This window comes from Streptomyces sp. NPDC031049 (genome assembly GCF_055571015.1).
The window spans coordinates 228035-242463 of record NZ_JBVIGC010000001.1; the positions used below are offsets into that span (position 1 = coordinate 228035).

The following is a 14429-nucleotide window of genomic DNA, read 5'->3' on the forward strand; positions in this document are numbered from 1 at the left end:
TCACGAGCCTATCGGGCCGCACCGACACCCCGATCGTGCGGTTCGTCACCGTACGCCCCGTCCCGCAGCAGCCGCTCCAGTTCGGCGCGGCCGGGGAGGCCGGCGGGACGCACCACCTCTCCGGTGCGCACGTACAGGAAGGCGGCCGTCACCGACTCCGGGGGCACGCCCTGCTGCTCGGCCCAGGCCAGCCGGTACACCGCCAGCTGAAGGGGGTCGGCGGTGGGGGCGCGGTTGGTCTTCCAGTCGACGATCTCGTACGTCGCCGTGTCGCCGTCGCCCTCCTTGTAGACGGCGTCGATACGGCCCCGTACGACGCGGCCGGCGAGCGCCAGCTGGAAGGGGGCTTCGACGCGGTAGGGGGTGCGGTGGGCGTACTCGGTGCGCTCGAAGGCGTCCTTGAGGGCTTCCAGGTCGCGCTCGTCGGCGATCTCGGCGTCGCTGCCGGGCAGCTCGTCGGGCTCCAGCATGGGCAGCGTCAGGGCTTCGAAGCGGGCCTCGACCCAGGCGTGGAAGCGGGTGCCGCGGCGGGCGGCGGGCTGCGGCGGGCGCGGCATGGGACGGGCCAGCTCCTGGGCCAGGCCGTCGGGGTCGGCGGCCAGGCGCAGCAGCTGGGACGCCGTCAGCGACGCGGGCAGCGGCACCTCGGTGACGCTCGCGCGGGCCCGCAGCAGCTCTCCGGTGAGGGCGTCGAGGTCACGGTCCCAGGAGGCGACGGTGCGGGCTTCCTCCGGGGTGAGGGGGGAGGCCTCGGCCGGGGCCGTCGCCTGGTGGGGGACGGTCGGGAGGGGTGTGGCCCCGGGGCCCCGGGAGTGCCGGTCGGGCGGTGCCGGGGTGTCGTCGACGGGGTCGGCGGGGCCGAAGAGGGGCTCGTCGACGGGGTCGGCGGGGCGGAAGGGGGCCTCGTCGACAGGGTCGGCGGGGGGCGCGAGAAAGGGGTCCTCCTCCGGCGCCGGGTCGAAGGGGTCGGCGTAGGGCGGCTCGTCGTCCTCGGGCGGCGGTGGCCAGTCCGGGTCCTCGTACGCGTCCGGATCGGGTACGGCCGTGGGGTGGGCGTCCTGGCCGGAGGCGAGGGCGTCCAGGTGGGCGAGGACCGTGTCGGCGGCGGCCCGGCGCCGGGCGAGGGCCGCCGGGTCGAGGGGCAGCGGCCAGGCGTGGTCGGCGGTCGCCTCGCGCAGGGCCGGGTTCTCCTCGTCCTCGGCCGGTTCGTCCGCCCAGGCCTCGATCTCGCCGTGACCGGCGGCGCAGTGGTCGTACAGGGCCCGGAGGAAGTCGGACGGTCCGCGCGGCTTCTTCTGGGTGGGGCCCCACCAGTGGCCGGAGCCCAGAAGCAGGGAGCGGGGGCGGGTGAAGGTGACGTAGCCGAGGCGCAGCTCCTCGGTGTGCTGGTGCTCCTTCATGGCCTCGTGGAAGGCCTTCAGGCCGCGGGAGTCCCAGGAGGCGACGTCCGGGAGGGTGTCGGCGTCGCCGCGCAGTCCGTGCGGCAGCACCTTGCCCTGGGCGGTCCACTTCTCGCGGCCCTGGGCGCTGGGGAAGGTGCCGGTGACCAGTCCGGGGACGGCGACGACGTCCCACTCCAGGCCCTTGGACTTGTGCGCGGTGAGCACCTTGACGGTGTTCTCGCCGCCCGGGAGGGCGTTGTCCAGGCCCTTCTCGTACTGGGCGGCGGTGCGCAGGAAGCCGAGGAAGGCGAGCAGGGTGGCCTCGTTGTCTCCGGCGGCGAAGGAGGCGGCGACGTCGAGGAAGTTCGACAGGGTCTCGCGGCGACGGGCGGCCAGGGCGTGGGGGGACGCCGACAGCTCGACCTCCAGGCCGGTGACGGCCAGGACGCGGTGCAGGACGTCCATCAGGGGGTCGGACAGGGAGCGGCGCAGGTCACGCAGCTCGGTGGCCAGGCGCGCGAAGCGCACGCGCGCGTCCGGGGAGAACGGGAGCCCGTCGTCGTCCCCCACTCCGTCCAGGGACGGCTCCAGGAAGGTGTCGAGGGCGTCCGCGAGCGATATCACCTCGGACGGGTCCACGCCCTCGACGGCCGCAGCGAGACGGCGGTCGGGGTCGTCGCCGTCGTCCACGCGCGCGTGGGCGACGAGGAGCCGGGCCCGGCGGCCCAGCAGGGCGAGGTCGCGCGGTCCGATGCGCCAGCGCGGCCCGGTGAGCAGCCGGACCAGGGCGGCGTTGGCGCCGGGGTCCTGGAGCACCTCGCAGACGGCGACCAGGTCGGCCACCTCGGGCAGGTGCAGCAGTCCGGACAGGCCCACGACCTCCACCGGGACGTCGCGGGCGACCAGGGCGCCCTGGATCTGCGCGAAGTCGGTCGCCGTGCGGCACAGGACGGCGATCTCGCCGGGTGCCGTGCCGGTGCGGACGAGGTGGGCGACGGAGTCGGCGACCCAGTCGATCTCCTCGGCGTGGGTGGGCAGCAGAGCGCAGCGGACCGTGCCGTCGCGCTCTGCGCCCGGGGCCGGGCGGAGGGCCTCCACGCCCGCGTGCATGGCGCGCAGCGGCTCGGCGAGGCCGTTGGCGAGGTCGAGGAGACGGCCGCCGCTGCGGCGGTTCTCGCTGAGCGCCTGACGGGTGGCGGGGCGGCCGTCGGCGTGGGCGAAGTGGTCGGGGAAGTCGTCGAGGTTGGCCACGGACGCGCCGCGCCAGCCGTAGATCGCCTGGCAGGGGTCGCCGACGGCGGTCACGGGGTGGCCGGTGCCGCCGCCGAACAGGCCCGCCAGGAGGATGCGCTGGGCGACCGAGGTGTCCTGGTACTCGTCGAGGAGGACCACGCGGAACTCGTCGCGCAGGATGCGGCCCACCTCGGGGAGTGCGGCGAGCCGCGCGGACAGGGCGATCTGGTCGCCGAAGTCGAGCAGGTCGCGTTCGCGTTTGGCGGCGCGGTAGCGGATCACCAGCTCGGCGAGTTCCCGGCGGGCGGCGGCGGCCTCGGGAACCTTGCGCAGGTCGGCGTTGGTGAGCCTGACGCCGTCCAGGGTGCGCAGGAGGCCGGTGTCCCAGGTGCGCAGGTCCTCGGGGCGTACGAGGTGTTCGGCGAGTTCGGCGTCGAGGGCGAGGAGGTCGCTGACCAGGTCGGGGAAGGAGCGGGTCAGGGCCGGGTAGGGGCCGGGGGCCTCGCGCAGCACACGCGCGGCGAGCTGGTAGCGGGTGGCGTCGGCGAGCAGGCGGGAGCTCGGCTCGAGGCCGATGCGCAGGCCGTGGTCGGTCAGCAGGCGGCCCGCGAACGCGTGGTACGTCGAGATCACCGGCTCGCCCGGCGGGTTGTCCGGGTCGATGACGTCCGGGTCGGTGACGCCGGCCCTGACCAGTGCCTTGCGGACGCGCTCGGCGAGCTCTCCGGCGGCCTTGTTGGTGAAGGTCAGGCCGAGGACCTGCTCGGGCGCGACCTGGCCGGTGCCGACCAGCCACACCACGCGTGCCGCCATCACCGTCGTCTTGCCGGACCCGGCTCCGGCCACGATCACCTGCGGGGCGGGCGGCGCGGTGATGCAGGCCGTCTGCTCCGGGGTGAACGGGATCCCGAGGAGCTCCTTGAGCTGCTCGGGATCGGTGATACGAGCGGGCACGTCAGAGAGGCTAGCCGCGGGCACTGACAGCGGATGCCGGGCGTGCCCGGAGAAACTGAAGAAGCGCAGGTCGGCGCTGGGGGTGCGATGCGTCACGCCGGGTGCGGGTCACCGGCGGTCGGCCTTTCCGGCCGGGGCGGGGGCGGGTCGACCGGGGGCGGGGGCAGATCGCCCGGGGGCGGGGCAGGGTCGACCGGGGAGGCGAGGCGGGCCGACCGGGGGGCGAGGCCGGGCGATCGGCTCACTCGACCACGTGCCGGCCCTCGGGTCGCGCGCTGCACGACGCGCGGAACGCGCAGTGCGTGCAGTGCTGGCCCGTGGTCGGGGTGAACCGCTCGTCCAGTACCTTGCCGGCGGCCGTGGCCAGCAGATCGCCGATCCACTCCCCCGCCTCCCCTTCCAGGGGTTCCTGCGCCTGGACCTTGGGCAGCGTCTCGCCGCCGTCCCGCTTCGCCGCCCCCTGGCGGAGCTGGACCAGCTCGGCGCCGCCCGGTGCGGGGCGCACCCCGTCGAAGGCCTCGTCCACGGCGCCCTCACCGACGGCGAGCTGGTAGACCGCGAGCTGGGGATGGCGGGCCACCTCGGCGGAGCTGGGCGCCTGCTTGCCGGTCTTGAAGTCGACGACGTAGGCGCGGCCCTCCCCGTCGGCCTCGACTCGGTCCATCTGGCCGCGGATGCGCACCTCGTACTCGCCCGCCGGGATGGTCACGTCGAAGTCGTGCTCGCTGGCCACCGGCGTCCGCCCGGTGCGGTCCATGACGTGCCACGTCAGGAAGCGTTCGAGCGCCACGCGCGCGTTGGTCTTCTCCTGCTCCGACTTCCACGGCGCGTCGAAGGCGAGCGCGTTCCACACCGAGTCCAGGCGTTCCATGAGGACGGCGAGGTCGGCGGGGGTGCGCCCGGAGGCGACCTCGTCGGCGAGGACGTGCACCACGTTGCCGAATCCCTGGGCGGCGGTGGCGGGCGCGTCGGCCTTCACCTCGCGGCCGAGGAACCACTGCAGGGCGCAGGTGTTGGCGAGCTGGTCCAGGGCGCTGCCGGACAACACCACCGGCTGGTCGCGATCGCGCAGCGGCACCTTGGACTCGGTCGGTTCGAACATGCCCCACCAACGGTAGGGATGCGCGGACGGCACCAGGGGGCGGCCGTCCTCGTCGGTGAGGGCGGCGAGGCGGGCGAGGCGGCGGGCGGCGGCCTCGCGCAGCGCGTCCGAGACGCGCGGGTCGACCGTCGTGGCGCGCAGTTCGGCGACGAGCGCCGCGACGGACAGGGGGCGGCGTGGCCGGCCGGTGACGTCCTTCGGTTCGGCACCGAGCTCGGTCAGGAAGCGGGAGGGCTGGTCGCCGTCGTCGGCGGGCGCCTTCACGGCCGTCACGACGAGACGTTCACGCGCGCGCGTGGCGGCCACGTAGAACAGGCGGCGTTCCTCGGCGAGCAGCGCTCCGGGGGTGAGGGGTTCGGCGAGTCCGTCGCGGCCGATCCGGTCTGCCTCCAGCAGCGAGCCCCGACGGCGCAGGTCGGGCCACAGGCCCTCCTGGACGCCCGCGACCACCACCAGCCGCCACTCCAGCCCCTTGGCCCGGTGTGCGGTCATCAGGCGGACGGCGTCGGGGCGGACCGCACGCCGGGTGAGGGTGTCGGCCGCGATGTCCTCGGCGTCGATCTCCTCGAGGAAGTTCAGGGCTCCCCGGCCGCCGGTGCGCTCCTCCGCGCGCGCCGCGGTCGCGAACAGGGCGCACACCGCGTCTAGGTCGCGGTCTGCGTTGCGGCCCGCTGCCCCACCCCGCCGGGCCGCCCGTTCCAGACGGGCGGGCCACGGCGTGCCTTCCCAGAGGTCCCACAGCGCCTCCTCGGCCGTGCCGCCGCCGGCGAGGCGTTCGCGGGCCCTGCGGAGCAGCGCGCCGAGCCGCTGGGCGCCGCGGGCGTACCCGGGGTCGTGCACGGCCAGCCGCTCCGGCTCGGCCAGCGCCCGCGCGAGCAGTTCGTCCGAGGGCGGTGGCAGCGCGTTGCCCGCCGCCCGCTCCTCCTCGCGCAGGGCACGGCCGAGGCGGCGCAGGTCGGCGGCGTCCATGCCGGCCAGGGGCGAGGTGAGCAGGGTGAGCGCGGTCTCGGTGTCGAGCCAGCAGGCCTCCGGCCGCCGACGCCCGTCCACGGAACCGGAACCGCCCTCGTCGCCGCCCACGGGATCATCCGTTGCCCCGTCCTCGGGACCGGCCCCCGCACCGTCCGCGGCGCCTCCGGCACCGGCACCGGTCCCGACGGAGCCGCCGGCGGCGTCGTCGGCGTCGGCGTCGGCGTCGGCGTCGGCAGCGGCGCCCCCAGAACCGGAACCGTCCCCGTCGGCGGCGTCGCCGTCGGCATCGGCATCGGCATCGGCATCGGCATCGGCATCGTCCCCGGATCCGTCCCCGGCCCCGCCCGCCTCCGCCGTCGCCACCGCGCGCAGTGCCGTCAGCAGCGGGGCCACCGCCGGTTCGTGGCGCAGGGGGAGGTCGTCGCCGTCGATGTCCAGGGGAACCCCGGCGGCGGTGAGGGCGCGGCGGACCGCCGGGATGGTGCGGGAGCCGGCGCGCACCAGGACGGCCATCTCGCTCCACGGAACGCCGTCCTCCAGGTGGGCACGGCGCAGGATGTCGGCGATGTTGTCCAGTTCCGTACCGGGCGTCGGGTACGTGTACACCTCGACGCGTCCCCCGTCCCGCACCGGGGCGAGTTCCCGGTGGGCGCGCACCTGGCCGGCGGGGAGGCGGGGCAGCGGCATGCGCCGGGTGAGCAGACGGGTGGCGGCCAGCAGGGCGGCACCGGAGCGGCGGGAGGTCCGCAGGACCTCGACGGGCGCCGGGCGGCCGTCCGCGCGCGGAAAGGCGTGCGGGAAGTCCAGGATGCCGTTCACGTCGGCGCCCCGGAACGCGTAGATCGACTGGTCGGGGTCGCCGAAGGCGACGAGGGTCCGGCCGCCGCCGGCCAGGGCGTGCAGCAGCCGCACCTGGGCCGGGTCGGTGTCCTGGTACTCGTCGACGTACACGGCGTCGTACTGCGCGGCGAGGCGGTCGGCGACCTCGGGCCGGCGGGCGAGGAGCACCGCGCGGTGGACCAGTTCCGCGTAGTCGAGGACGCCCTGGAGGTCGAGCACGTCCAGGTACTCGGCGAGGAACGTCGCGGCGGCGCGCCAGTCGGGGCGGCCGATACGGCGGGCGAAGGACTCCAGCGCCTCGGGGCCGAGGCCCAGTTCACGGCTGCGGGCGAGGACCGCGCGGACCTCGTCGGCGAAGCCTCGGGTGGTCAGGCAGGCGCGCAGTTCGTCGGGCCAGCGCACGTGCGCGAGGCCGTGCCGCTCCAGGTCGTCCTGGCCGGCGAGCAGCTCGCGCACGGTCACGTCCTGCTCGGGGCCGGACAGCAGCCGCAGCGGCTCCACGAAGAGGTCGCTGTCCTGGTGGGCGCGGACCAGGGCGTAGCCGAACGAGTGGAAGGTGGTCGCCCGCGGTGCGCGGGCCGCCCCGATGCGCAGCGCCATGCGGTCGCGCAGTTCGACGGCCGCCTTGCGGCTGAAGGTGAGGACGAGGATCCGCGCGGGATCGCCGCCCCGGGCGATCCTGGCGGCCACGGACTCGACCAGGGTGGTGGTCTTGCCGGTGCCCGGGCCTGCGAGAACGAGCAGCGGGCCGGTGCGGTGGTCAACCACGGCGCGCTGGGCGGCGTCCAGGTGAGGGGGATCCACTCGCGTGGGCGGGGTACGGACCAGACGGTAGGCGCCACGGGTCCCCGGCCGCACCGTGGGGTGCGGCAGGCGCCTGGTGGAGGAAGAGGAGCTCACGTGGTTCGCCGGTCCTGGTGGGAGTGCTGGTGGGTCGACCGCCCTGCGTGCTGCGCGGTGGCCGCGGGGTGAGGGGGACACGTGCAGCCGACGCTACGCCGAGGGAACGGGCGGAAGCAGGGCTTCCGATTCTTCCCTTCCGACACTCACGGCACCTGCGCCCCTCGACCCACGAACGTACGTCATGCCACGGACGTGCCGGTTCTGTCCCGATTCCCTCGAACGGATCAGGCGTCACACGGCGGGCGGTCCGATGCCGGAAGCTGTCAGGTGTGACCCTGCGCGTGTTCGCCGCCGTCCCACCGCGCCCGCCTCATGTCGAGCCGCGGCAGGTGGCCCTCGGCGGCCCGGTCCGCGTCCTTCAGGGGCGTGCCCTCCGCGCGGTACTGCTGGAGGGCCTCCAGTTCCTGTCCCGGCAGCAGGCGGCCGTCCGCGCGGACGACGCGCCACCACGGGACGCCTCCGCCGTAGAGGGACATCACCCGGCCGACCTGCCGGGGCCCGCCCTCCCCGAGCCATTCGGCGATGTCGCCGTAGGTCATGACGCGGCCGGGCGGGATGATCTCGGTGACGTCCAGGACCCGCTCGGCGTACTCCGGCAGCGCGTCGGCGGACGCCGGGCGGGCGTCGTCCGGAAGGCTCTCCTCGCTCATCCGTCCCATCCTGCCGCACCCCACCGACAGCGCGACGCGCTCGGCCCCGTTCACGCGCCTCGCCCCCGCACGGGGCTTCGGGCAGACTGTGCGACCCCGCATGTGCACCCTGATGCCCCCGAGTGTCGGTGCGGCATGCCACCATCGTGCGGGCGGTGACCAGTGATACGAGAGCAAGAAGAGTCGATGAAGCAGCAGGGTGCGCAGCCCGGGGGATCCGGGGACCCGCAGGGCACCACTGACGCTCCGTCGCGCCCCGGCACCGCTCCCGCCACCGGTGACACGACCCGGAAGCGAGGCACCCGCGAGAGCCGTGGCGACGGCGAAGGCACCGCGCGGGACACCGACGGCACCGAGACCGCACACATCGACGAGGTGGAGGGCGACGAGCCGCTCCTCCCCGCGCGCGTGCACCGCCCGTCCGACCTCATGCGGCTCCTGGTGGGCCTGCTCGGCGTGGCGGTGCTGCTCGGCATCGCCGCGTTCGCGCACGGCACCACCTCGGGACTCGAGCAGGACATCAACAAGGGCACGGGACAGGCACCCGACCTGTTCATCAAGATCGCCGGCCTGGCGTCCAGCATCGCGATCCTCCTGGTGCCCGTCGCGTTCGCGATCGAACGCCTGATCAAACGGGACGGACTGCGGATCGCCGACGGGGTGCTCGCGGCCGTCCTCGCCCACGGAGTGACCCTCGCCACCGACCTGTGGGTCGCCAAGGCCGCCCCCGGCTCCATCCAGGAAGCGCTCACCCAGCCCTCCCCAGGCGACGTCAACGCCCTCACCGACCCCGTCCACGGGTACCTGGCGCCGGTGATCGCCTACATGACCGCGGTCGGCATGTCCCGCAGACCCCGGTGGCGCGCGGTGCTGTGGATCGTGCTGCTCCTCGACGCCTTCTCGATGCTCGTCACCGGCTACACCACGCCGTTCTCGATCATCCTGACGGTGCTGATCGGCTGGACCGTCGCCTACGGCACGCTGTACGCGGTCGGCTCGCCCAATGTGCGGCCCACCGGGCGGACGCTCATGGCGGGCCTGCGGACGGTGGGGTTCCGGCCGGTGACCGCGTCCCGCGAGGAGGCCGCGTCCGACACGGCGGAGACCGGCGACCGCGGCCGGCGCTACTTCGTCACGCTGGAGGACGGCCCGCCGCTCGACGTGACCGTGGTCGACCGCGAACAGCAGGCGCAGGGCTTCTTCTACCGCGCCTGGCGCAACCTCGCCCTGCGCGGCTTCGCCACCCGCAGCAGCATCCAGTCCCTGCGCCAGGCCCTGGAGCAGGAGGCGCTGCTCGCCTACGCGGCGATCGCGGCGGGCGCCAACGCCCCGAAGCTGATCGCGACGTCGGAGCTGGGCCCCGACGCGGTGATGCTCGTCTACGAGCACACCGGCGGACGCAGCCTGGACTCGCTGGCGGACGAGGACATCACCGACGACCTGCTGCGCGACACCTGGAAGCAGGTGCGGGCGCTTCAGTCGCGGCGCATCGCCCACCGCAGGCTGGTCGGCGACGCGATTCTGGTGGATCGTTCCGGCACGGTGAGCATCACCGACCTGCGCACCGGCGAGATCGCCGCCGGCGATCTGCTGCTGCGCATGGACATCTCCCAGCTCCTGGTGACGCTCGGCCTGCGGGTGGGCGCCGAGCGCGCGGTGGCCTCGGCGGTGAACGTGCTCGGCCCGGACGCCGTGGCCGACTGCCTGCCGATGCTCCAGCCCATCGCGCTCAGCCGCTCCACCCGCGCGACGCTGCGCAGACTGGCCCGGGAACGCGCCCAGCGCGAACGGGAAGCGGTCCTGGAGGCGTCCCGGCAGGCGAAACAGGCCAGGCTGGAGGCGGCCGGTGAAGAGCCCGGGCAGGCCGTCGGAAAGCCCGACAAGAAGGCCGTACGCGCGGAGGCCCGCGCGGAGAAGCGGGCCATCGACGAGGCACTCGACGAGGCGCGCGAGGAGGACCTGCTCACCCAGATCCGGCACCAGGTGCTGCTGATCAGGCCGCAGGCTCTCGTCGAGCCGGCCCGGCTGGAACGGATCCGGCCGCGCACCCTGATCAGCTTCATCGCCGGGGCGATCGGCGCGTACTTCCTCCTGACGCAGCTCACGCACATCGAGTTCGGGCCGCTGATCGCGAACGCCCAGTGGGGCTGGGTCGCCGCGGCCGCGCTGTTCTCGGCGGCGAGCTACTTCGCGGCCGCCATGGCGCTGCTGGGGTTCGTGCCCGAGCGGGTGCCGTTCCTGCGGACCGTGGCCGCCCAGGTCGCCGGGTCGTTCGTGAAGATCGTCGCCCCGGCGGCGGTCGGCGGCGTCGCCCTGAACACGCGCTTCCTCCAGCGCGCCGGGGTGCGGCCGGGTCTGGCGGTGGCGAGTGTCGGCGCGTCGCAGCTGTTCGGCCTCGGCGCCCACATCCTGATGCTGCTGGCCTTCGGCTACCTGACCGGGATCGAGAAGACGCCCTCGCTGTCGCCGTCCCGGACGGTCATCGCGGGGCTGCTGACCGTCGCGGTGCTCGTGCTGGTGGTCACCTCGGTGCCGTTCCTGCGGAAATTCGTCGTCACGCGCGTGCGCTCGCTCTTCGCCGGTGTCGTGCCCCGCATGCTCGACGTGCTGCAACGGCCGCAGAAACTGATCACCGGCATCGGCGGCATGCTCCTGCTGACCGCCTGCTTCGTGATGTGCCTGGACGCCTCGGTCCGCGCGTTCGGCGACGAGTCCACGTCCATCAGCCTCGCCAGCGTCGCCGTCGTCTTCCTCGCCGGCAACGCGCTGGGCTCCGCGGCACCGACCCCGGGCGGTGTGGGCGCCGTCGAGGCGACACTGACGGTCGGTCTGATCGCCGTCGGCCTCCCGAGCGAGGTGGCCGCACCGGCCGTACTGCTCTACCGGCTGCTGACACTGTGGCTGCCGGTGCTGCCGGGGTGGCTGGCCTTCAACCACCTGACGAGGAAAGAAGCGCTGTAGAGACCCGGCGGCCGGGTAGCTCGTACGGCACGCGTCCCGAGCGGCCCACGCCGGGCGGCCGCACGATGGACGTATGCCGAACCGCTCCCGGCTGCGCGCCGCCGCCCTCTGTGCCCCCGCCGTCCTGCTGTCCGCGCTGCTGGCGGGGTGCAGCGACGACTCCGGTGACGACGAGGACCTGACCAGGCAGCGGCTCGACTGGAAGGAGTGCCCCGCGCCGTCCGAGGCGCAGGGCGGCGGACCGGCCCCCTCTCCCCTGCCCGACGGCGGCGAGTGGCAGTGCGCCACCATGAAGGCGCCCCTGGACTGGGACGACCCCGAGGGCGACACCATCGGCATCGAGCTGATCCGCGCGCGGACGAGCGGCGACCAGAACCGGCGGATCGGCTCCCTCGTCTTCAACTTCGGCGGCCCCGGCGGCTCGGGCGTCACCACGCTGCCCGCCTTCGGCCAGGACTACGAGAAGCTGCGCACCCGCTACGACCTGGTCAGCTTCGACCCGCGCGGCGTCGGCCGCAGCGCGCCGGTGCACTGCCTGGACGACAGGCAGCTCGACATCTACTTCCAGCAGGACGCCACACCGGACGACGCCGCCGAACGCACCGAGCTGGTGAACAGCACCGAGGACTTCAACGCGGCCTGCGACAAGAACTCGGGCCGGATCCTGCCGCACGTACGCACCACCGACGCGGCCCGCGACATGGACCTGATGCGCCAGGTCCTCGGCGACGACAAGCTGTACTACTTCGGCATCTCCTACGGCACCGAACTCGGCGGCGTCTACGCCCACCTGTTCCCGAAGAACGTGGGCCGTGCCGTCTTCGACGCCGTGGTGGACCCGACGCAGACCCCGGAGGAGGGCTCCCTCGGGCAGGCACGGGGCTTCCAGCGGGCGCTGGACAACTACGCCGAGCACTGCACCTCGCAGGTCGAGGACTGCCCCGTCGGCGAGACGGCCCAGGACGTCAAGGACCGCATCGCCCGGCTGCTGAGCGACCTCGAACGCAGGCCGATCCCCGGCATCTTCCCCCGCGAACTCACCCAGACCGCCGCGACCAGCGGCATCGCCCAGGCGCTGTACTCGCAGGACTTCTGGGAGTACCTCACCGAGGGCCTGGAGCAGGCGTACGGCGGTGACGGACAGATCCTCATGGCGCTGTCGGACGCGCTCAACGGGCGCAACGAGAACGGCGAGTACAGCAACATCGCCGCGGCCAACGTGGCCATCAACTGCGCCGACGACAAGCCGCGCTACGACCCCGGCCACGTCCAGCGCAAGCTGCCCGAGTTCCGCGAGGCCTCCGCCGTGTTCGGCGACTACCTCGCCTGGTCCCTGCTCAGCTGCACCGACTGGCCGGTGAGGGGCGCCGCCGACCACCCCGACGTCAGCGCGCCGGGAGCGGCGCCGATCCTGGTCATCGGCAACACCGGCGACCCCGCCACGCCCTACGAGGGCGCGCGGCGGATGGTACGGGCGCTGGGCGAGGGGGTCGGCGTCGAGCTGACGTACCGGGGCCAGGGGCACGGTGCGTACGACAGCGAGAACCGGTGCGTACAGGACGCGGTGCACGGATATCTGCTCGACGGGAAGGTCCCGGCGGCCGGAACGGTCTGCTCCTGATCGCAGGTTCTACCAAAGCGCCAGGTCAGAACGTTATCCACAGGCCGCAGTGGCCGCTCCCCGGTCCGCCTACCATGGCATGACCGCCATCCGCCGCACGGCGCGGACGGCCAGCGAGGGGGATTGCCATGGCACGTTTCGTACGGTGGACGGCTCTGACGGCCGCCGCGGCTCTGCTGACCGCGGGCTGCAGCGGGGGCTCGTCCGGGGGCGACAAGGACACCGACGACGCCGGTTCCCGCCGGCCGCCGGCCGCCGCGCCCCCCGGGCTCCCGTCCTCCCTGACGGGGCAGAAGCCCGACTGGGGCCGGTGCGAGGAAACGGCGGACTCCCCCGCACCCGGCGGCGACTGGCAGTGCGCGACGCTCAAGGTGCCGCTGGACTGGGGCGAACCGGCCGGTGACACGATCGACCTGGCGCTCATCAGGTCCAAGGCCCGCGGCGACCGGCGGATCGGCTCGCTGCTGTTCAACTTCGGCGGCCCCGGCGGCTCGGGCGTGGCCACGATGCCGGCCTACGGCGACGCCGTCTCCTCGCTGCACGAGCGGTACGACCTGGTGAGCTGGGACCCCCGGGGCGTGGCCGCCAGCGAGGGCGTGCGCTGCCGCAGCGACAAGGAGATCCAGGCCGCCGAATCCGTGGACGGCACCCCGGACACGGCCGCCGAGGAGCGGGCCTTCCTCGCGGACGCCGCCGACTTCGGCGAGGGCTGCCAGGAGTCGGCAGGCAAGCTGATGGCGCACGTGTCGACCACGGACACCGCCCGCGACATGGACCTGATGCGCCATGTGCTGGGCGACGCGTCGCTGCACTACTTCGGCATCTCCTACGGCACCGAACTCGGCGGCGTCTACGCCCACCTGTTCCCCGAGAACGTGGGCCGGATGGTCCTGGACGCGGTCGTCGACCCGTCGGCCGACACCTTCGGCCACGCCCTGAACCAGGCCCGGGGCTTCCAGCGGGCACTCGACGAGTACCTGAAGTCGACCGGGCAGGACCCGAAGGAGGGCTCACGGAAGATCGCCGGTCTGCTCGGCCGGCTCGACGCGAAGCCGCTGCCGACGTCGTCATCCGGCCGGAAGCTGACACAGACGCTGGCGCTCACCGGCATCGTGCTGCCCCTGTACAGCGAGAGCAGCTGGCCCGCGCTGACCAGCGCGCTGAGGGCGGCCGAGGAGGGCGACGGCTCGGAGCTGCTGGCGCTCGCCGACAGCTACAACGAGCGGGACCCCTCGGGGGAGTACGGCACGACGACGCACTCCCAGCGGGTCATATCGTGCCTGGACGACCGGCAGCGGCCGACGCTGGAGGAGACGAAGAAGCGGCTGGCCGAGTTCGAGGAGGTCTCCCCGGTGTTCGGTGCGTTCCTGGGCTGGGACACGGCCGGCTGGTGCCACGACTGGCCGGTGCCCGGTCAGCACGAGACGCCGGAGGTGAGCGCGCCGGGCGCGGACCCGGTGCTGGTGGTCGGCAACACCGGCGACCCGGCCACGCCCTACGAGGGCGCGCGCAGGATGGCGGACGAGCTGGGCGAGGACGTCGGTGTGATGCTGACCTGGAAGGGTCAGGGACACGGTGCGTACGGCAGTGGGAGCGACTGCGTGGACTCCACGGTGGACGCCTACCTGCTGAAGGGCACGGTGCCCGAGGACGGCAAGGTCTGCTCGTAGCGTCCTCGCTCCAGGCCGCGGCACGGCCCACGACGGCGGCGGGGGGGGGGGGGGGGGGGGGGGGGGGGGGGGGGGGGGGGGGGAGAGGGGGGGGGGGGGGGGGGGGAGGGGGGGGGGGGGGGGTGGGGGGTGTGGTGTACG

At 74.1% G+C, this 14429-nt stretch carries 6 protein-coding genes; 3 read left to right on the top strand and 3 right to left on the bottom strand.

All coding sequences use genetic code 11. From position 1 onward, the window contains the following. Nucleotides 1–8 precede the first annotated feature (8 nt). The 3 genes from ACZ45Q_RS01030 to ACZ45Q_RS01040 form a co-directional block, all read right to left on the bottom strand. Nucleotides 9–3569 carry a UvrD-helicase domain-containing protein gene (locus ACZ45Q_RS01030; RefSeq protein ID WP_468253666.1) on the bottom strand — a complete coding sequence of 1187 codons (3561 nt, stop codon included), beginning with the start codon at nucleotides 3567–3569 and terminating at the stop codon, nucleotides 9–11. Nucleotides 3570–3810: 241 nt separating this feature from the next. After that, nucleotides 3811–7383: an ATP-dependent helicase gene (locus tag ACZ45Q_RS01035; RefSeq protein WP_468253667.1), complete on the bottom strand. Its 3573-nt coding sequence runs from the start codon at nucleotides 7381–7383 to the stop codon at nucleotides 3811–3813. A 266-nt stretch (nucleotides 7384–7649) separates the two neighbouring features. After that, nucleotides 7650–8036, bottom strand: a complete 387-nt coding sequence (locus tag ACZ45Q_RS01040; protein WP_468253668.1) for an MGMT family protein — start codon at nucleotides 8034–8036, stop codon at nucleotides 7650–7652. A 186-nt stretch (nucleotides 8037–8222) separates the two neighbouring features. Between ACZ45Q_RS01040 and ACZ45Q_RS01045 the strand changes: the two genes are divergently transcribed. From ACZ45Q_RS01045 to ACZ45Q_RS01055, 3 genes are all read left to right on the top strand, one after another. After that, nucleotides 8223–10997 (top strand): lysylphosphatidylglycerol synthase transmembrane domain-containing protein, encoded by a 2775-nt coding sequence (locus ACZ45Q_RS01045; RefSeq protein ID WP_468253669.1) that lies wholly within the window; start codon nucleotides 8223–8225, stop codon nucleotides 10995–10997. A gap of 73 nt (nucleotides 10998–11070) precedes the next feature. Then, nucleotides 11071–12618 (top strand): alpha/beta fold hydrolase, encoded by a 1548-nt coding sequence (locus ACZ45Q_RS01050; RefSeq protein ID WP_468253670.1) that lies wholly within the window; start codon nucleotides 11071–11073, stop codon nucleotides 12616–12618. 128 nt (nucleotides 12619–12746) lie between these two features. Then, complete coding sequence (locus tag ACZ45Q_RS01055; protein ID WP_468253671.1) at nucleotides 12747–14288, top strand: alpha/beta hydrolase; 1542 nt, start codon at nucleotides 12747–12749, stop codon at nucleotides 14286–14288. Nucleotides 14289–14429 lie beyond the last annotated feature (141 nt).